The 17,783-nt window shown below is 46.4% G+C and carries 17 protein-coding genes; 5 read left to right on the forward strand and 12 right to left on the reverse strand.

Features of this window, described 5'->3' with window-relative positions; all coding sequences use genetic code 11:
• Positions 1-158 precede the first annotated feature (158 nt).
• Positions 159-476, reverse strand: a complete 318-nt coding sequence (locus tag FPZ45_RS23850) for a hypothetical protein (RefSeq protein WP_144707169.1) — start codon at positions 474-476, stop codon at positions 159-161.
• A gap of 87 nt (positions 477-563) precedes the next feature.
• Positions 564-1,934, reverse strand: a complete 1,371-nt coding sequence (locus FPZ45_RS23855) for an aminotransferase-like domain-containing protein (RefSeq protein ID WP_144707170.1) — start codon at positions 1,932-1,934, stop codon at positions 564-566.
• A gap of 131 nt (positions 1,935-2,065) precedes the next feature.
• On the opposite strand from FPZ45_RS23855, the gene FPZ45_RS23860 reads away from it, so the two are divergent.
• Positions 2,066-2,998 carry a DMT family transporter gene (locus tag FPZ45_RS23860; RefSeq protein ID WP_144707171.1) on the forward strand — a complete coding sequence of 311 codons (933 nt, stop codon included), beginning with the start codon at positions 2,066-2,068 and terminating at the stop codon, positions 2,996-2,998.
• 183 nt (positions 2,999-3,181) lie between these two features.
• Here FPZ45_RS23860 and FPZ45_RS23865 read toward each other — a convergent pair whose 3' ends face one another.
• The 3 genes from FPZ45_RS23865 to FPZ45_RS23875 form a co-directional block, all read right to left on the reverse strand.
• Positions 3,182-3,508 (reverse strand): hypothetical protein, encoded by a 327-nt coding sequence (locus FPZ45_RS23865; protein WP_144707172.1) that lies wholly within the window; start codon positions 3,506-3,508, stop codon positions 3,182-3,184.
• A gap of 153 nt (positions 3,509-3,661) precedes the next feature.
• Positions 3,662-3,976: a hypothetical protein gene (locus FPZ45_RS23870; RefSeq protein WP_144707173.1), complete on the reverse strand. Its 315-nt coding sequence runs from the start codon at positions 3,974-3,976 to the stop codon at positions 3,662-3,664.
• Between the two features lie 92 nt (positions 3,977-4,068).
• Positions 4,069-4,614, reverse strand: coding sequence for a TetR/AcrR family transcriptional regulator (locus FPZ45_RS23875; RefSeq protein ID WP_144707174.1), 546 nt, complete (start codon positions 4,612-4,614; stop codon positions 4,069-4,071).
• A 186-nt stretch (positions 4,615-4,800) separates the two neighbouring features.
• Here FPZ45_RS23875 and FPZ45_RS23880 point away from each other — a divergent pair, with 186 nt between their 5' ends.
• Entirely contained in the window at positions 4,801-5,523 is a 723-nt protein-coding gene (locus tag FPZ45_RS23880) for a dihydrofolate reductase family protein (protein ID WP_144707175.1), read from the forward strand.
• A 476-nt stretch (positions 5,524-5,999) separates the two neighbouring features.
• Here the strand turns inward: FPZ45_RS23880 and FPZ45_RS23885 are convergent, their stop codons facing one another.
• The 4 genes from FPZ45_RS23885 to FPZ45_RS23900 all read right to left on the reverse strand — a co-directional run bounded on the left by FPZ45_RS23885 (position 6,000) and on the right by FPZ45_RS23900 (position 10,071).
• Complete coding sequence (locus FPZ45_RS23885; RefSeq protein ID WP_144707176.1) at positions 6,000-6,872, reverse strand: hypothetical protein; 873 nt, start codon at positions 6,870-6,872, stop codon at positions 6,000-6,002.
• A 284-nt stretch (positions 6,873-7,156) separates the two neighbouring features.
• A complete protein-coding gene (locus FPZ45_RS23890; RefSeq protein WP_144707177.1) occupies positions 7,157-7,732 on the reverse strand; it encodes a hypothetical protein in 576 nt (191 codons plus the stop codon).
• Between the two features lie 364 nt (positions 7,733-8,096).
• Positions 8,097-8,819: a hypothetical protein gene (locus tag FPZ45_RS23895; protein WP_144707178.1), complete on the reverse strand. Its 723-nt coding sequence runs from the start codon at positions 8,817-8,819 to the stop codon at positions 8,097-8,099.
• Positions 8,820-9,069: 250 nt separating this feature from the next.
• Complete coding sequence (locus tag FPZ45_RS23900; RefSeq protein ID WP_144707179.1) at positions 9,070-10,071, reverse strand: DUF4365 domain-containing protein; 1,002 nt, start codon at positions 10,069-10,071, stop codon at positions 9,070-9,072.
• Positions 10,072-10,914: 843 nt separating this feature from the next.
• Between FPZ45_RS23900 and FPZ45_RS23905 the strand changes: the two genes are divergently transcribed.
• Genes FPZ45_RS23905 through FPZ45_RS23915 form a run of 3 tightly spaced genes read left to right on the forward strand, consistent with a single transcriptional unit; the run spans position 10,915 to position 14,228 of the window.
• Positions 10,915-12,444, forward strand: coding sequence for an MDR family MFS transporter (locus tag FPZ45_RS23905; protein ID WP_281284928.1), 1,530 nt, complete (start codon positions 10,915-10,917; stop codon positions 12,442-12,444).
• A 49-nt stretch (positions 12,445-12,493) separates the two neighbouring features.
• On the forward strand, positions 12,494-13,456 hold the full coding sequence (locus FPZ45_RS23910) for a helix-turn-helix transcriptional regulator (protein ID WP_144707180.1): 963 nt from the start codon (positions 12,494-12,496) through the stop codon (positions 13,454-13,456).
• A gap of 19 nt (positions 13,457-13,475) precedes the next feature.
• The gene (locus FPZ45_RS23915) at positions 13,476-14,228 is read left to right on the forward strand and encodes an SDR family NAD(P)-dependent oxidoreductase (protein WP_144707181.1); all 753 of its coding nucleotides are present in this window, start codon (positions 13,476-13,478) and stop codon (positions 14,226-14,228) included.
• Positions 14,229-14,257: 29 nt separating this feature from the next.
• On the opposite strand, the gene FPZ45_RS23920 is transcribed toward FPZ45_RS23915, so the two are convergent.
• The 3 genes from FPZ45_RS23920 to FPZ45_RS23930 all read right to left on the reverse strand — a co-directional run bounded on the left by FPZ45_RS23920 (position 14,258) and on the right by FPZ45_RS23930 (position 17,726).
• Positions 14,258-14,797 carry a GNAT family N-acetyltransferase gene (locus FPZ45_RS23920; protein ID WP_144707182.1) on the reverse strand — a complete coding sequence of 180 codons (540 nt, stop codon included), beginning with the start codon at positions 14,795-14,797 and terminating at the stop codon, positions 14,258-14,260.
• Positions 14,798-14,985: 188 nt separating this feature from the next.
• A complete protein-coding gene (locus FPZ45_RS23925) occupies positions 14,986-15,345 on the reverse strand; it encodes a DUF2167 domain-containing protein (protein WP_186438547.1) in 360 nt (119 codons plus the stop codon).
• 29 nt (positions 15,346-15,374) lie between these two features.
• Entirely contained in the window at positions 15,375-17,726 is a 2,352-nt protein-coding gene (locus tag FPZ45_RS23930; protein WP_144707184.1) for a glycoside hydrolase family 95 protein, read from the reverse strand.
• Between the last annotated feature and the right edge of the window lie 57 nt (positions 17,727-17,783).

The raw sequence follows: 17,783 nt of genomic DNA on the forward strand, positions 1-17,783 counted from the left end.
TTTTGTCGATACGCTTTTACGCACAGATTTCTCCATACGCAAGTATCCTAGCTACGCGGGGGCTTGGCCCCTCCCGCGACCGGACTTTCACCGGCTAGATGATGCGTGCCTCTGGGCACGCATGAAACCGAAAGGGCACCCGGTTAGGGTGCCCTGAATCAGGATGCGTCCTGTTGAGCGATCGAGTCCATGACTTCTTCCGTCACGTCTTTGCCGCCACTGAAATTCGTGATCAACGAGCCGATCGTATGGATCGGTCCCCAAGAAATGCCCCACCATCCAAACAAGATGCTCAACACCGTGAACTGCGCTCCTCGTCCCTTTTCCCTGGCCCGAATGAAGTAAATGTCGGATGGACGCTTAAATGTTAATACCAGAACCGAGAAGCAAAAGTAATAGAAGACGAATTTTCCGCCTTGCTGCACCTCGTCCGCAATTTCTTGCGCAGTCATCCCTTCGATTCCGATGATTCTCATAGGGACCTTCCTTTTCTACAAAATAAGTTAAATTATACCACAACTCCGAAAATTTGATAGGGAAAATATGGTAAATAAATCGGAAGTTCAGGGAGATTTAGAATGGCCTACTGCAGCAATATGGCGTATTTCATGGATTAATGTCGTAATCCCATTCTCGATACCATTCAATCGAGCATGCGAAACATTTAACTTGATGAAGTTGTCTTGCGGAAAAGAAGGCAGATAATGCTTATCGATCGGTTCGATCCATATGGATTTCCTCTTTAGTCTCCTGATCACTTCATTGGCCGGTATGCTGTCGTGTAGTTTTATGTGGGTATGGAGTGATAATTTCCGACCTACTTCAAATGTAATAAGATTTTTATTCTCATTGAATTGTCGTTCTAAAGCTTCATAAAGGAGTTGAGATCTTTGATCATAAAAGGACTTGATTTTTTGTTTATGCCGATCAAACATGCTGCTTTTCAAATAGATTTCCAGCGCGCCTTGCGAAAGCATAGAGCTATCGATATCTTGAATTCGTTTGTATTGTGCAAATAAGGAAATCAGCATATCAGGGATAACAGCGATACCGATACGAAGTCCCGGGAAAATGATTTTGGAATAGCTTTTTAAGTAAATGACATGTGACTTGCTATCGTAGGTGTATACAGGATCCGCTTTAGCATCCTGATCCAGATCAGCCAAATAATCATCTTCAACAATATAAACATCGTATTTATGCGCTAGCGCAACGAGCTTCTTTTTCTCCTCCGTACTGTAAGAGCAACCTAATGGGTTATGAAGTCGGGGCATTGTATAAAAGAATTTAATATCTTCTGTTCTGAAAATTTCCTCTAATTCCCCGAAGTCGATGCCGCGGGATGTTCTCTTTATTCCTATTACCGGAACACCATGAGTAATCAAATGTTCAATATATAAATGATAGCTAGGTTGTTCGATTAAAATTTTCCTTTTTCCGTTTGGAAAGGGGAGAGCCGTCAAAATGGAAAGGGCTTGCTGTACCCCGGAAACGACAAAAAGGTTGCGGACCTTCGTGAATACTTGGTAATTGGCTAATTGTTTTTGCATGATGTTGAGAAGTGATGGCAGCCCTTGCGCTGTTCCGTAAATAAACAAATCTTGCTTGTATGTATCAATAGCCTTATTGACACAATGCTGAAAATCCAAATAAGGGAAAACGCGGGAGTCTGGTGAAGAAGCTGCAAAATCAACGGCTCCCTCTTCTTCATAGTTTGGGGTAATTGTCGATTTGACGACGTAATAGCCGCTTTTATCCACAGAATAAACGATGTGGCGTCGTTCAAGATCGGTAAGAGCCCGTATAACGGTGCTTTTGTTCACCTGATATTGATTGGCCAGAGCTCGAATGGAAGGCAGCTTATCCCCTTCTTTGAAGGTATGGTTAACGATTAGCTCTTCTAAATCTTTCACGATAAGCATAAATTTCTGCATTTCATTCGCTCCTATGCACATCTGTACCGATACAGATGTGCTTTTTTCTCATTGTAGCACTTGAGGCTCACGTTTAAGATGAAAACCACGGAATCATTCTATACATGAACGCACCTATCAGGAGGTAAGCCATGAAAAACGCTACTCAAAGAACCGCTGCCGCTTACATCGCAGCCATCGCTTATGCGGTAATTATTGGGTTTTCATTTTTATTCGTTAAGCTCACCGTTACCGCAGCTCATCCCTTGGATGTGCTCGCGCATCGATTTTCTATAGGTTTTATTGCTACAGCTGTCCCTTTCCTGTTCGGATGGGTTCATATTCGCATATCATTACGCGATTTGTGGAGAATAATCCCGTTGGGGCTATTTTCGCCGGTGTTGTTTTTCGCTTTTCAGACTTATGGTTTGACAAACACATCCTCATCAGAGGCAGGCATTATCCTGGCTGCTGTTCCTATATTTACCTTGCTGCTCGCTTCTTATTTCCTAAAAGAACGAACAAGCATTAGACAGAAGCTATCTCTGATTTTGTCCGTGGCCGGCGTGGTGTTCATTTTTGCAATGAAGGGCGGAAGCAGTTTCAGTACCGCGAATCTGGGAGGCATATTTTTGCTGGTGTTATCCGCGCTTTCATTTGCAAGCTATAGTGTTTTAGCTCGTCCGCTGGCGCAAAAATACAAGCCGTTGGAAATCACGTTCGTCACAATTGGGATGGGATTCATTGTTTTCATAGCTGCTTCCCTGGTCCGGCATGCAACTGAAGGCACAATTCATACATTTTTTCAGCCATTTGCTCATCCCACTTACGTTCTGGCGCTTGTCTATTTGGGGGTACTATCTTCTGTGGGGACTACACTGTTATCAAGTTTTGCGTTCTCTCGGCTAGAGGCGTCCAGAGTAAGCGTGTTTAGTAATTTATCGACGCTAATATCCATTATGGCTGGCACTTTGATTTTACATGAGGATGTCACCATCTATCATTGGATCGGTGCCATAATGATCGTTGCAGGCGTTCTAGGTACGAATAGGAAGAAAGATCAGCCGAAGACGAGCCAAGAGTAACCCTATCGAGCAATGGTCATTGCCTTTTATCAATCATACCTTCTCAATGCTGTCTAGCCGACCTTGAGCAACCGATCTTCGACCTTTATTTCCCGTATAAGCATAAAAGTTCTATCGCCGTCCTTGGACAGTGATAGAACTTTTATGTCGGAGGTTTCGTAGATCCCAAAAACAGAAATTTATTTATGCTAACAATACAATGACAAGCAATTCGAAGAGAACCAAAGTTAATATCGCAAAATCGGTGGGACCAAAAAAGAGACCTCTACTCTCCAAATAGGCGCGGTATCCCGGCGTGTTTGCAACCTTCAAATACACGTGTTGGCTGTCCGATTGCACAATGACGCCTTCGTAGATATTGCCGTCTAGGGTCTGAACGCGAACCGTTCGGTTTGTATGCATACCGCAAATATGATGGATACGATCTCGAAGTGATCTTAAAGAGGATACCGCATTAGGGTCTGCTTGGTATAAGACTTGGGGTTGGGTTTCTTGAATGGGTTGATCCATGCACATTACCTCCGAATCCTTATGAACGCTCTCCTCCATGCTATGCATGTGCCTAGCTTAAGGTTCGTTGATAAAGTGAGTCACTTCAATATGTAAAATAAAAGCCGAAGCGCAATGTAGCTTCGGCCCTGGATAAAGCGTTGGAGCGTCATTCTAGTGCTTCGTTTTTCTCACATGACGACGTTTTTTATTCGCGCTTTTTTTATTCGTACTTAAAATACCAACACCCGGTGCACCAAAACCGGCGCCAGGGAAAAAACCTAATCCTGAACCCGGGAAACCAAATCCAAATCCTGGGGCAAAACCCACTCCCGAACCTGGAAAACCTACACCCAAACCAAAGCCTGGCAAGCCAAATCCTGGCGCACCAAAACCGGCACCGGGAAAAAAGCCAAGTCCTGAACCTGGTCCACCGAACCCGAGTCCAGGGGCAAACCCTAATCCCGAACCTGGTAAGCCTATAGCCATATGCCACTTCCTCCTCACTGATATAGTGGAAATATCATATGGAATATAAATACCGGTTGATTGTATATTCGCCTTTTGGTTGATTAAGTGTTTTAGATATTCCGCTCCAACAAGGTCCCCAATTGCTCGGCCAGAACTTGATGAGTGACGGGTCTTGCATGAGTAAACCACCACTCCACGACCCCTAACTGAGCAGAGGCAATAAACTGAACGAGGACATCCTCAAGTAATCCCTGATTTTTACCCTTCGTTACATCCACTCCACTCCTCAACTCTTCAACAAGATAATCAAGGAAACGATTGCGAAAATACGGAGCGCCTTTACTGGCTAACATCATTGAAAAGAATGGGTAGTTACTTTCAAAATATTCTGCCCAGATTAGCGTCGCACTTACTAAATCCAAATCCGACGCTGACTCGCACAACCTTCTAAGTTCGTTAATATGCGATTCGATAAGCTTGTCCAGCAGATCGAATTTGTCCGCATAATGAAGGTAGATCGTACCGCGACTGACATTAGCCCTGTCGGATAGATCTTGTATCGTGATATCATCTAGATTTTTTTGAGCCATCAATTCAAGGATTGCATTCTTTAAAGCTTCCTGTGTCTTCTGTATTCGTCGATCGACTTTCGCCATTGCGGCGTTCACCATTCTTTCTATAGATGTTATACAAAAATCGCTGATCTGTTCATTAATTAACAAATCGAGCCACTTTAACAATTGCATGTTTTTCGGTTCTGTCTAAAATTATATACAGATGTTTATTTTTATATCAATGTTCAATACTTGATTATAGTTCGGTATTTGAGAAGGAGACTATTCATGGGACAGTACAAAGTGATCTGCCATATGGTAACTTCATTGGATGGAAAAATAGACGGGGGTTACTTAGAAACTCCAAGCTCTAGCTATTTTGCACAAGAGTATGAAAATATTCATCAGAAATATAATCCTAAAGCATGGATTTGCGGACGAGTTACTTTTGAAAATCACGTGACATATGGAAAACAAGTCGATTTATCTAAGTATCCGGATACCGATGGTTCTCGTGAAGATTTTATTACGGATACAAATGCTGCTGCATACGCTATTGCGATTGATCCATCAGGCAAACTAGGGTGGGAACAAGGCACGCTTGGTGAAGATTACGAAGAGCGCCGCGGGCAACCTATCATCACAGTGTTAAGTGAAAATGTAAGCAATCAATACTTAGCACATCTTCGGGCTGTCGGCGTTTCCTATATATTTGCGGGAAAAAGTACAAAGTTAGACTTACGATTGGCGCTTGATAAAATCAGCCGATACTACAACATAACCGAATTTATGCTCGAAGGCGGCGGATATATCAATGGTTCGTTCTTAAGTGCCGGGCTAGTGGATGAATTAAGTTTGATACTCGCTCCGATGGTAGAAGGGACTCGCCAATCCGTTTCGCTATTTGAATATGGCGACAATCCGTTTCAACTTGGGGTCGAGTTTGCTTTAGAAAAAGTAGAACCTCTTGAGAATAGCGGATTATGGCTGCGCTACCGATTGAAACGATGATGATGCTTGGTTAAGGCCGAAAAATTCTTCGTTACTTGTGGTAGGGTTCAGCTTAACGGGGCTATCGGCGAAAAAAAGCAAAAGGAGCTGTTGCGGAACGGCAGCAACCATCAACATCCAAATTCCATCGTAGAATTGCCTGAAGTTAGGGGGCGTAAGGTTGTAAGTTTTTCTTTATTTATTGTGCGTCTCACCTTACTACAGCAAGAAAAATATTCAACTAACGTTCTTAAATTCACGAAGCCCCACCACCTTAAGGCTCGGAGGAGCCAGCCGCAATGCGGTTAGGTGGTGCGGGTGTGTCCGGCTGATTCTGCTTCCTTGAATACTGAAATGTCTCTCCGAAATGCATCTAGCTTCGGCCGGACCAAGGGGGGCTTAATCCCCCGAAGCGTGAATATGGTTTATACGAAGACCTCGGCTTCATCGATTTAGCAAAATAAAATAAAAATGCGACATAAAGGTCGCATCGCAATTTAATAATTATAGGGATTTTGGGGTATCGAATTATTTGTAATTATTTCATAGTATTTCGCATCATTTATTAATAAGTGAGATGGATTAATTACATGAACATTAACACCTTGCTGATTTCCTTTGAATCGGATCATTCCAACGCATATAATTATTAATTCATTATTAGCACGCAGATCATGTTTAACAATCCTTAGAAAGGTCTCAAGCGCTGATTTGGTTGTCTTTTCTGGGTCAGCGTAAAAAGCATGAGGCAAATATACACTAACTTTGTATTGGTCATTATCAAGATTTAGATAGACATAATCATCAGTTTCATTAAAGTAAACATGTCGTATCTTGCCAAATACACATTTTCTATATCCTACATAGTCAGGAGTAATATGTTTAGAATCTAAACTAAAAATCTTTATTTGGGAACTTCCCTTTTCATTTATATTTCCATTATCAATTACCTCTGGCTTGCTTGATTGTTCACCTTGAAGAGTTCTTCTAGTTGTCAATCTTCTATTTGGTACTTTTTTCTTTTCTTTTGTCTTTAGGTTTTTACTTTTATTCAAAATTGTATTTATAATATGCTCATCTGTGATTGGAGCAGATTCAATTAATCCTAAAATTTTATTACGTTCAACATCACCTTTGTTTTGGAGATAATATGGGCATTCAGTGTCATGAAGATCACCTTGACCATTCCACGTGCTAAAAAATTTTACTCCATTTTTACGGTGTGTAAATTTAATCATTGCATTACATTCTGCACTTATACAATATAGATGTTCTTGGTACTTTGATTCATATAAATCCTTATCGAGATACTCATAGAACACTTCTTCTGTTTCGTCGCCATTTTGATAAAACGCCCATTCTATTTTCATTACCTTCACCTACCTAAATAGGTATAATTATCTAAATCGATAGCACCACGAATTACAGTATATATCTCTATATTTCTCGAATTTATTGACTTTCCGAGGTTTTTGTATAACGTTCTTGTATTCAAGACATCGATCCCCCTTAGATAACTCCTATCTTAGGGGGATCGACGTGTCTGCCTGGATATTCTACTTTGAAATGCTTCGGGCAGACCGAGGACCGTATGTCCCAAGCGTGAATATGGTGTTAGATGAATTTCCTGATTTCTTGAGGTGCTTAATTGCTTTTATCGTTTTTCAACAATTTTAATAATTCTATTTTCATATCTTTCTAATACTTTTCTTATTACGAACTGATCAGTCCCCCCAAATGATATATCATAACCATTCCTACTTAGTATATCGAACAACCAATTTATACTACTAGGACCACGTCCGTAATATCCATCTCTAAAAGAATCTATTATATGATTTAGATCTCTGTCATTTGCATTTACCTCAAATAAGTAGTTCTGATCGCTTCTTAAATCTCTTTTTTGTAACTTATAGATAATAAAAGGTACAATTATTGATGAAATCAATGATAATCCAGCTATTGTTAATTCTATACTGCCATTCCTGACACTCTTAATAATAGCTTTATTTCTAAAGTTTTTAAGTACGTTATCTTCCCTTGTAAGTGGGAATCTACTTTTAACACGACTTGAATTATACACCATATCAATTCCTTCGCTATCACGTCTTTCTAATAATTCAGAAAACACAATTAGATGATAAATATCAATTGATAAATAACCCAAATCATATAGCGAATTTTCACCTAGATCAAACTTCAACGTTAGTTCGTACCCATGATTTTCCACATCTCATTCTCCTTGTTGTATAACTTATTTGCATTCCGATAAAATCCATATTAAGTAAAATACTCTCTTCATATTTTCAATAAAATATCGAAGATAAACATCGAATAATTCGGGCCTATATTTTGTGGTTTTAGTTTTCAGGAATTTCATCTAACGTTCTTGTATTCACGACGTCCAACTCCCTTAAGTCCGTAGGGCGGCTGCGACGCGGTTCGGGAGTTGGATATGTCCGGCCGCTTCTACTTCCCTATATCTGAGTTCTCTTCTATCGAATCCTCTCCAACTTCTGACGGACCGAGGGGCAACGCCCCTATGCGTGAATATGGTTTAGCCGATGTCTTAGACTTCATCGAATAACATTCGGTCAGTATATCAATTTTATTATTGTGTTTACTCCATCAATTAATTCTGTTACTTGTTCTTTACTAGGGTCTTTATCTTTTTGGTGACTGCAAATATTTCTAATGTCCGCCAATAACTGAATTTTACGCCAAGTTGGAACATCATATATTCCCTCGGACTTTAGTGGATCATTTAAATCGGAAATGGTGGGATTCTTCTTGGTTATTTTTATTCCATGATTTATTGCAACACGCTGTAAATGGCGTTCTAAAACAACACCTGCAAGAGCACCTGCTGCACGTAAATTAATTTTCACTAGCTCCAATGCTGCCCCCAGCTCAGAGTCTTGTAGGCTTGTAAATAGGTGTCCTTCAACATCTTCCAAAACTGTATCTATTCTGGATGATAAAGAATTCAGTATTTGAAATTGATTAATTAATCTTATTTTGGCTACTGCTTTGTGTTCAAAATTACCACTATTGGGGCTTACTCCTCTTGTATAATCTTGAATGCAATAAGTCATTGAGGTAAGCGACTTCCTCTTTGGATCCGCCTGGTATAAGGCGATAAATTCATCTATTCGATCTTTGCCTAGTGTCTGTAAGATCCTCAGTGCTCTTGAATACCATGATTGATAACTATTACCAAATTGTAAAATTTTATGTTCATCGAGAAGTCTGAACATTTCATCTTTTTCATTTGCTAGCGAAGAAATCTGGTCCTTAATCTCTAGTTTTACGCTCACATTCTATGCCCCCAATAATAGATTAATCATAGATTTCGCCTAACGTTACCGTGTTCACGACGTCCTTTCACCTTAAACTGCCTGACGAACGACTAGTTCGATCGGCTGACCACGATGCGATTTAGGTGTACGGATGTGTCCCGGCTTCTACTTCTCCGATTTCTCTTCCGGGACCGAGGCGGCTTGTCCGCCGATGCGTGAACACATTGTTATATGAAGTCAATGCCTTCGTGATAAATCAATCAAAATATTAACTTTCCTGTAAATGTGTTTTTAAGTATTCAAATATCCCTAATGAAATTTCCTTATTAATCTTTAAACTTAGTTTATTTTCTTCTGTGAAAGTATTCAGATTAATGTAATTCTGTTCTATAAATTTTGCCAGATCATTTCCGTCAAACTCTACCATATGTCCTGCATCAGTTCTTATTGTCTTAGTTTTCTTGCAGTAAGAGTGCATTAGTAATGTTAGTCCAGTATTCCTTGTTCGAGTATCCAAAAAGTAAAACCACGGAATTCCTATATTAATAGATCCTTTTAACCAGTCCATTATTTCGGGGATTTGGAATATTTCTCTTTCATCTTCATCATATGCAGGAAAAAATATATCCAGTGTTGCTCTGGATTTTATCAGCATATCTTTATTCTTCGATAGTCTGTCTATAAAATTTATTATGTAATCATAGCTACCTGTTAGTATTTCTTTTTGGGGAATTGCTACAACTCTGAAACTGGCATCTTGAAGTGTAGCGTCAATAGCCCAATTGAATTTTATTTGATCTTCATAATTAATAATTGGACCTGCTGTTTGAAAAAGTTCATCTTTAAAATTACTTATAAGCAAATTATCTTTTGGGACTTCTATCCACCACCTATCGCCACTGTTTGGTGATGTTTTATTTATTTCAAACATTACCCAATTCATACGTTTGAAACTTCCGTCCATTATTACAATATAAACTGGAGATTGACTGTTTAAATAGTAGTTCAAATGCTTACTCTCACCAAAAAACTTATATCCTCCAATAGTTCTTGATCTAAAAAAAGAATCTCCATGTTTCAATTGAATGCCAATAAGTTTTCCAGAAACGTTTTCATTTTCCACAAGTTCAATGTACCCATCAATTCCAAAATCGTTTTCTTGATTAATTGGATGATAAATACAATTAAGTTCAGCATTTATAAAGTGTTGAAAGAATGTCTGGCCAACGGTTCCTTTTAATTGATTTTTATTTCTTTTTGGAAAAGACATATTAAATTCCTCCTATCATAAATAGCATTTAGCATTGATTTCATATAACGACTTTCTTGCGAAATTCGCAAATAACATAAGTTCGAAAATATTTACGAAAACAGAACTTTCTACACACCATAATTTTATCACAGAAATGGAGAAATTTGTCGTATATCCCATGCAAAAATCCCCCTAGAGCCTGTTCTAGAGGGCTTTTTTCTATAACCTTCGGTACTACTCTTCCAATGCCCTTCTAACTATTTATCACCCCACTTATACGGTCCCTTATTGAACTCCGTACTGTGCTTGGCTACCTGCATCAAGCATCATCCGATCTCGGGGAACATGTCGCACGGCTGTTACTTATTCCTTTATTCCATATCAACCAGTTACTTTCTCTCAGTGTCTCAGCGCCATGTTATATCTCCATGCAGCCGCAGACCGCCGTACCACTCATCCATTCCCTTCAATTTCGCCCAGTCCTTCACTCCCGCTAGTACTTCCACCCCTACCTCCGTTAATGCGACTTCGCAATTTTCAAAGGATGGGTAGTTTTCTTTTGATAATCCGGAAAAGGATAAGGACACCGCAGCTCCAAAAGTGCATTCGGTCACTCCGGGTATATTTCTCTGCAGACCAGTATATCTCCGCCGATATTCCCCTTCCTTAACTTATTGCCGGCAGAATCTCTGTTGACGATATGGAGCATCGAAACTCCCCCTACGTAAAGATCGTGCATGGCAAAAACATTTATAAATCCACGCCCCTTCCCTGACACGCAGATGTCAACAATGAAAGCTTATGATGATCTCAGATGATTGCACGCCAATCAATTCAGGTACGAGAAAGGGATGGGGCATTGTGGAAAAAAAGCACAACAAGCTAGCTGTAATCGTGGGAGGACTATTGCTCGCCATTCTGATGGCGTCCATGGACAACACGATCGTGTCAACGGCGATGGGAACCATCGTCGGGGAAATGGGGGGACTCGACAAATTCGTATGGGTTACGACGGCTTACATGGTTACAGAGATGGCGTGCATGCCGATCTTCGGCAAGCTGTCCGATATGTATGGTCGCAAGCGTTTCTTCATCTTCGGGATCCTTGTGTTCATGGTCGGCTCTGCACTATGTGGATTGGCTCAGTCGATCGTCGAGCTAAGTCTATATCGGGCCGTTCAAGGCGTCGGTGCCGGGGCGATGGTGTCCATCGCGTTCACGATTCTGTTCGACGTCGTCTCCCCTAAGGATCGCGGTAAAATGATGGGGGCGTTCGGCGCGGTGTTCGGCCTGTCGAGCGTCGTTGGACCGCTGTTAGGCGGCTATATCACCGATCACGCCAACTGGTCGTGGATCTTCTATATCAATCTGCCGCTCGGTTTCATTGCCCTGCTCTTGGTTGCGGCGTTCTACAAGGAGTCGGCACAGCATTCGAAACAAAAGATCGATTGGGCCGGCGCCATTCTACTCGTCGGGGCCGTCGTTTGCTTCATCTTCGGACTCGAGCTTGGCGGCAAAACCTATGCGTGGAGCTCCCCGCAAATTATCGGCTTGTTTGCCGGTTTCGCGGTTCTTGCTCTCTTGCTCGTCATTGTGGAAAAGCGGGCTGAAGAACCGATCATCTCGTTCGGCTTATTTCGCAGCAGATTATACACGACAAGCAATCTGGTCGCCATGCTCAGCGGGGCAGCGTACATGACGGCGGCGATTTTCATTCCGATCTACGTGCAAGGCGTGCTTGGCGGATCGGCCACCAATTCAGGGCTGACGCTTCTGCCGATGATGATCGGCTCGGTCGTCACCGCGACGCTCGGCGGATTCCTGATGACCAAGCTGCAATACCGTACGATTATGATCGGGACGCTAACGATACTGCTGGCCGGCCTTGCTCTCCTTTCGCAAATTACTGTAGAATCTTCTCGACTTCTCATTACCGTGATTATGATTCTTATCGGTCTGGGGATCGGCGCTACCTTCTCGGTGTTAAGCACCGCCGTGCTTCATTCGTTCCCGGCGACGCAGCGCGGAGCTGCAACCGCGACCTTGAATTTCAACCGCTCGCTCGGCATGGCGCTAGGCATTACCATCTTCGGAATCGTGCAAAGCCACAGCCTGGTCTCCAAGCTCACGCAGTCTTTAGGAGCAAATAAGATCGCAATCCCGGCCGACCTGGATATAAGCGATCCTCATTCGTTGCTCATCCCGGCGTTCCGTCAATCCGTCGATACGCGGCTGCTGGATACGATTTCGAACGGGCTGTCGAATTCGATTGGAACAACCATCGCATGGAGCCTTATTCCCGCTGTTCTAGCGCTGATTGCCGCCTTCTTGATGACGAAGGATAAGATGGACCCGGCTGCGGAAGGAGAAGGGTTCGCAACAGCGCATTAAGATGAATGAATATATCGGCTGACGTCATGCCGGTTTAGGAGCGATAACGATGAAGCTTGAACGACTGATGACCATTACCATTCTGCTGCTCAATCGGAAGAGGATACAGGCGCAGGAATTGGCGGATCGCCTGGAAGTGTCTCTGCGCACGGTTTACCGCGATCTCGATACGCTCGGTCAGGCTGGCATTCCCATCGTTTCTTATACCGGCATGGAAGGCGGTTATGAGATTATGGACAGCTTCCGGCTGGATCGGCAATTGCTATCCTTCGACGAGCTGACTGCCCTCTCAACCGCACTCCGCGGTCTCGAATCGACGAAAGCCTACGATCCCTCGAATATGGACCTGCTGCTCAGCAAAGTAGGCGCAATGGTGACGCAAGCCGAGCAAGGGCGAGCAGGAGAAAGCGAGCGTATCCATATTGATTTTACCCCTTGGAAAAATAGCGAAGAGGACCGAACCCGCTATGATTCGCTTCGCCAAGCGGTGAATGATCGGAAGCTCATTCGCTTCAAGTACACGAGCAGAAAAGGGGATGAGCAGGAACGCGAGGTTGAACCGATGGCGCTCGTGCTCAAAACCTATGCATGGTATCTTCACGGCTATTGCCGATTGCGCGGAGACTACCGGATATTCAAGCTATCGCGAATTCGGGAGCTCAAGGTGCAGTCCGAAGATTTCGTTCGCCGAGCGGAGTCGCTAGCGGAGCTGAATGACCGATGGGTGAATCCCAAGGCGAATGAGAAGCACGAGGCGATTCCGGTTGTCCTTCAGTTTAAGGCATCCGCTGCTGTGTCCGCGATGGACCGGTTTAATGAAAGCGAAATCGAACGGCTGCCGGACGGAAAGCTTATTGTGCGAACAACCTACCCGAACGAGAAGTGGCTGATCGCAAACGTGCTTCACTATGCGACGGACGCCATCGTGCTTGAACCCGCCGGAATTGCCGCGAGGATCAGGCAGGCTGCGCTGGATATTGCGGAACAGTATGCCGTACCCGATTCAGACTAAGCTAAGGAAGGATAAACCCATGATGTCATTAAGCGGAAAAGTAACAATCGTGACCGGCGGAGCTAATGGAATAGGGAGAGCGACGTGTATGCAGTTGGCGAAACGGGGCGCGAAGGTGGTTGTCGTCGACTTGGAGAACGATCCGGCAGCCGAATCCGTCGTGTCCGAGATTGCCGCCAATGGCGGTGAGGCCATGCTGATTCAAGCGGATGTCCGCAGCGCGGAGCAGATGAGCGGACTTGTCGGAGCCGTAAAGAGCGCTTTCGGACGAATCGACGTTCTTGTATGCAATACACGCACGGAAGCGGAAACCGCAGCCTTTGCCGAGCTTTCCTGGGAGCAATTCGAACGACAGCTGACGGATGAATTGAAGGCGGCCTTCGAGCCGACGAAGGCGGTCATCCCCACGATGACGGAGCAGCAATTCGGCCGGATCGTCTACTTGTCCAGCACGGAGGGCAGAGATCCGACACCACAACATATTGCATTCGGCACGGCCAAAGGCGGGCTCGACGCCTTCGCCCGCTATATTGCCCAAGAATTCGGCCCCTATGGCATCTCGGCGAATGTCGTCGCTCCCGGTTTCGTGAGATCGCATGAGCCTCTGATGATCTCCGATGAAGAGAGCCGCGTTGTCGGCAGCTTCACGCCGCTTGGCCGGATCGCCGAGCCAGAGGATGTGGCGGGAGTTATTTCTTTCCTTGCCGGGGATGATGCGCGATTCTTAACAGGAACCTACACGCCTGTAACCGGCGGGCTTGTTATGGAATAAACCCGCCACAGCTCCTTCATAACGAACTCTTATTTCCACTCATCCGCCAAAATGGCATAAATGCAATCGTCATACCATTGATCATTCATCCGATAACTTTTGATAAAATGGGCTTCTTTTCTAAACCCCAGATTTTCAAGAAGCTTAATCGACTTCAAATTGTCAGGATCGACGGACGCTGTAATTCTATGCTTACGAAGTCCGTCAAACAAATAATCGATCACTGCCCGAACCGCCTCGGAGGCATATCCATTACCTTGGAAATCAGGAGAAAGAGTAAAACCTAGTTCAACCTGAAAATCATCATCCATAAAGTGAATGCCGACATCACCGACAAGCTGTCCATTCTTCAGGCAAACAGCCACTTGCAACCATGAATCTCTCGTGTTCGGCACAATAGCCGTATTCGCGGAGATAAACTTCTCGACATCGTTGAGATCGGCCGGTCTCCATGACTGATACTTATAAACCTCAGGCAAAGAACGATATTTGAAAAAGGGATCCTTATCTTTCATTTCCAGTGTTCTGATAAGCAATCGATCCGTTGCAAGCCTATTGAAACTATTCATAAGATGTCTCCCTCTCCAATCAACAAGATTTCCGGGCTCCCTGTATCCTCTTCTAACATCACAAGCCATGCAGCCGTTACACCTTTAATGCCGACTTATTATATCGCAAAAATACAGGTAAATAATAATCCATCCCTTATCAAGCGGTGAAAAAGTAAGGGAGCTGCTCCGAGGACAGCCCCCTTCTATTATCTTGGTTTCCATTTGCCCCGGAAAAGAATGTTAGAAGACAGGATAGGGGCACTCCCCGATCCTGTATTTTTAGTGTACGCCAGTACCAGTGGTTTTATTGGGGCTTGTCCAGGTGATTTTCTTCCTCTCACAATCCTCCAAAGCCAAGCACCGGCCGCAATGACGAGGAACCAGAATTTTTTCACCACAATCACAATAATCCCAATCAGTCCGGCTTTCTTGGCAATGGCAAGTGCGGTACCTCCTAAGATCAGACCAGCCAATCCGTAACCCGCAACCTTGTCAGTTGAAGCATCGAAATCCTCGTACCGTTGACCAGCTTTGGTCGTCAGCCCGCTGAGCACCAACTTTTCCATTTCAGCGGCGTCAGCTTGCGAAGCGTCTCCTACGCCTGTTGCGATCGTTCGGAACGGCGCAGCGCGTAGGTCGTACCCGCGCACGTTTGCCACCAGATGCGGCCCGCACCGTCCGAAGAAGCTTCGACGGCCGAGCCGTCCTCGGCTACGACTTCGACGAATGCGTCCCCGCGCATGCGTACGACGCATGCGCCGTCCCTCAACGCGCGAATGCGCGCTTCGCGCAACGCGCCGCCGCTCCACGTGATGCCGACCGTCCAGCCGCCCCGCGCGCGCAAGCCTTCGACATCGCCTTCGCTCCACGCGATCGGCAGGGCAGGCAGCAGACTAAGCTCGCCAGTATGGCTTTGCAGCAGCATCTCCGAGATGCCCGCGGCGCCGCCGAAATTGCCGTCGATCTGGAACGGCGGATGATTATCGAGCAAATTCGGCAGCGTCGAATGCGCCAGCAGCGCCTGCACGTTGTCGTGCGCCTTCTCGCCGTCCTCGAGTCTCGCCCACAGATTGATGATCCACGCCCTGCTCCAGCCGGTGTGCCCGCCACCGTTCGCGAGACGCCGCTCGAGCGTCACCCGCGCGGCTTGCGTCCATACCGGCGTTGCTTCGGGCGACCAGCCCGTACCGGGATGAAGAGCAAACAGGTGCGAGATGTGCCGATGTCCCGGCTCGGCTTCCTCGTAATCTTCCAGCCACTCCATCAGTTGGCCGTGCTTGCCGATTTCAGGCTGCGGCAATCGTGCGCGCAGCGTCTTCAGCCGCATCGCGAAGTCGTCGTCTACGCCGAGAATGTCGGCAGCCTTGATGCACGCAGTGAACAGCTCGCGCAAAATCTGGCTGTCCATGGCCGGCCCTGCGCACAGGATGCCAGGTCTTCCATCCGGCAGCAAATACGTGTTCTCCGGCGACACCGAAGGCACAGTAACGACGCGCCCATCGGGCAGATCCGTCAAGAAATGTTCGAAAAAGACGGCCGCCTCTCGCAGTGTCGGATACGCCCGCTCCAGGAAAGCGCGGTCGAGTCCGTAGGCGTAATGCTCCCACAGGTGCAGGCTGAGCCAGGCGGCGCCCATCGGCCAATACGTCGCGGGCATGTACAAATCCTGCGGCGCGGTGTCCGCCCACAGGTCGGTATTGTGATGGGCGACGAACCCTTCCTCGATGCCGTACATCGTCCGCGCGGTACACCGCCCCGGCTCGCGCATCCGCTCGAGCAGGTCGAAAAGCGGCTCATGGCATTCGGCCAGGTTGCCGTTCTCGGATGCCCAGTAGTTCATCTGGGTGTTGATGTTGATCGTATATTTGCTATCCCACGGCGGCAAAATGCGGTCGTTCCAGATGCCCTGCAGGTTGGCCGGCAACGAGCCTGGACGGCTGCTGGCGACGAGCAGATAACGGCCGAACTGATAGTAGAGCGCCGTCAGCCCCGTATCCTCGGCCCCTTCGCTTACGCGTGCAAGACGTTCGTTCGTCGGCAGCGTGTCCGCGTTCTCATCTGCGGATCCGAGTCTGATCGAGACGCGCCCCATGAGCGAGCGCACATCGTCCGCATGCCGCTCACGCAGCGTATCGTAGGCGGTCTGGCTCACTTGGTCCGCAGCCGAAAGCGCCTGCGCCTCCGGGTCCGCGAATCGGAACGAGGTCGCCGCGGTCAATACGAGCGTGACGCTATCCGCGCGGTCGATGAGCAGATGTTCGCCAATGATCGAAGAGCTCCCCCCTACGGCGGTGGCGCGCAGCACGGTACGGAAGTCGACGCCTCCCGCTCCTCCGCCATTACCTCTCATCACGATCGTCCCTGCGTCCGCCTTGACGATCTCGTCGTAGTAGCGGTTGCCCGGCCCGCGCGTCAGCCGCGTCAAGAAGCTGATCGCGCCGGGGCGGTCAGCCGTCAGCCGGATGACGATCGCCTCGTCCGGGAAGCTCGCGAATAGCTCGCGCTTGAACAAGATGCCATCCGCCCGGTATCTTACCGCTGCGATGCCGGTCATGATGTCGAGCTCCCGTTCGTAATCGGACGTTTCCCTGCTGTGGAGGAACGTCAGGCTCAAATCGCCGAGCGGCACGTAATGGCGCTGCGTCTCGGGAACGCCTGACAGCGCGAGCAGCGATAGCCGCTGCGCCTCCTCCGCGTCGCCTTCGAGCAGCAGACGGCGGATCGTCTCCAGATGGGCGAGCGCGTCCGGATTGTTGCGATCCCGCGGACCGCCGTACCAGAGGCTGTCTTCGTTCAGCGCCAGCTTCTCCTCCGCGGTGCCTCCATAAATCATGGCCCCCAGACGGCCGTTGCCGATCGGCAGCGCCTCGTTCCATTCCGCTGCGGGAGCCGTGAAGGTAAGCTTGTAGGCGGCGCTGCGGCGCCGCTCCGTATTACTGCTGTTCATATAGGCGAACCCCTCTCCCGAAAGGCGTTAGTAATCACAAGACCGGGACGATGGCGT

The organism is Cohnella terricola, assembly GCF_007786475.1.
Lineage (GTDB): Bacteria > Bacillota > Bacilli > Paenibacillales > Paenibacillaceae > Cohnella > Cohnella terricola.

Coding starts and splice junctions, on each gene's coding strand:
- FPZ45_RS23860 (WP_144707171.1), top strand. CDS start 2,066: ATGAAAAACGCTACTCAAAGAACCGCTGCCGCTTACATCGCAGCCATC.
- FPZ45_RS23870 (WP_144707173.1), bottom strand. CDS start 3,976: ATGGCTATAGGCTTACCAGGTTCGGGATTAGGGTTTGCCCCTGGACTC.
- FPZ45_RS23875 (WP_144707174.1), bottom strand. CDS start 4,614: ATGGCGAAAGTCGATCGACGAATACAGAAGACACAGGAAGCTTTAAAG.
- FPZ45_RS23885 (WP_144707176.1), bottom strand. CDS start 6,872: ATGAAAATAGAATGGGCGTTTTATCAAAATGGCGACGAAACAGAAGAA.
- FPZ45_RS23855 (WP_144707170.1), bottom strand. CDS start 1,934: ATGCAGAAATTTATGCTTATCGTGAAAGATTTAGAAGAGCTAATCGTT.
- FPZ45_RS23915 (WP_144707181.1), top strand. CDS start 13,476: ATGATGTCATTAAGCGGAAAAGTAACAATCGTGACCGGCGGAGCTAAT.
- FPZ45_RS23900 (WP_144707179.1), bottom strand. CDS start 10,071: ATGTCTTTTCCAAAAAGAAATAAAAATCAATTAAAAGGAACCGTTGGC.
- FPZ45_RS23930 (WP_144707184.1), bottom strand. CDS start 17,726: ATGAACAGCAGTAATACGGAGCGGCGCCGCAGCGCCGCCTACAAGCTT.
- FPZ45_RS23880 (WP_144707175.1), top strand. CDS start 4,801: ATGGGACAGTACAAAGTGATCTGCCATATGGTAACTTCATTGGATGGA.
- FPZ45_RS23910 (WP_144707180.1), top strand. CDS start 12,494: ATGAAGCTTGAACGACTGATGACCATTACCATTCTGCTGCTCAATCGG.
- FPZ45_RS23850 (WP_144707169.1), bottom strand. CDS start 476: ATGAGAATCATCGGAATCGAAGGGATGACTGCGCAAGAAATTGCGGAC.
- FPZ45_RS23925 (WP_186438547.1), bottom strand. CDS start 15,345: ATGGAAAAGTTGGTGCTCAGCGGGCTGACGACCAAAGCTGGTCAACGG.
- FPZ45_RS23920 (WP_144707182.1), bottom strand. CDS start 14,797: ATGAATAGTTTCAATAGGCTTGCAACGGATCGATTGCTTATCAGAACA.
- FPZ45_RS23865 (WP_144707172.1), bottom strand. CDS start 3,508: ATGGATCAACCCATTCAAGAAACCCAACCCCAAGTCTTATACCAAGCA.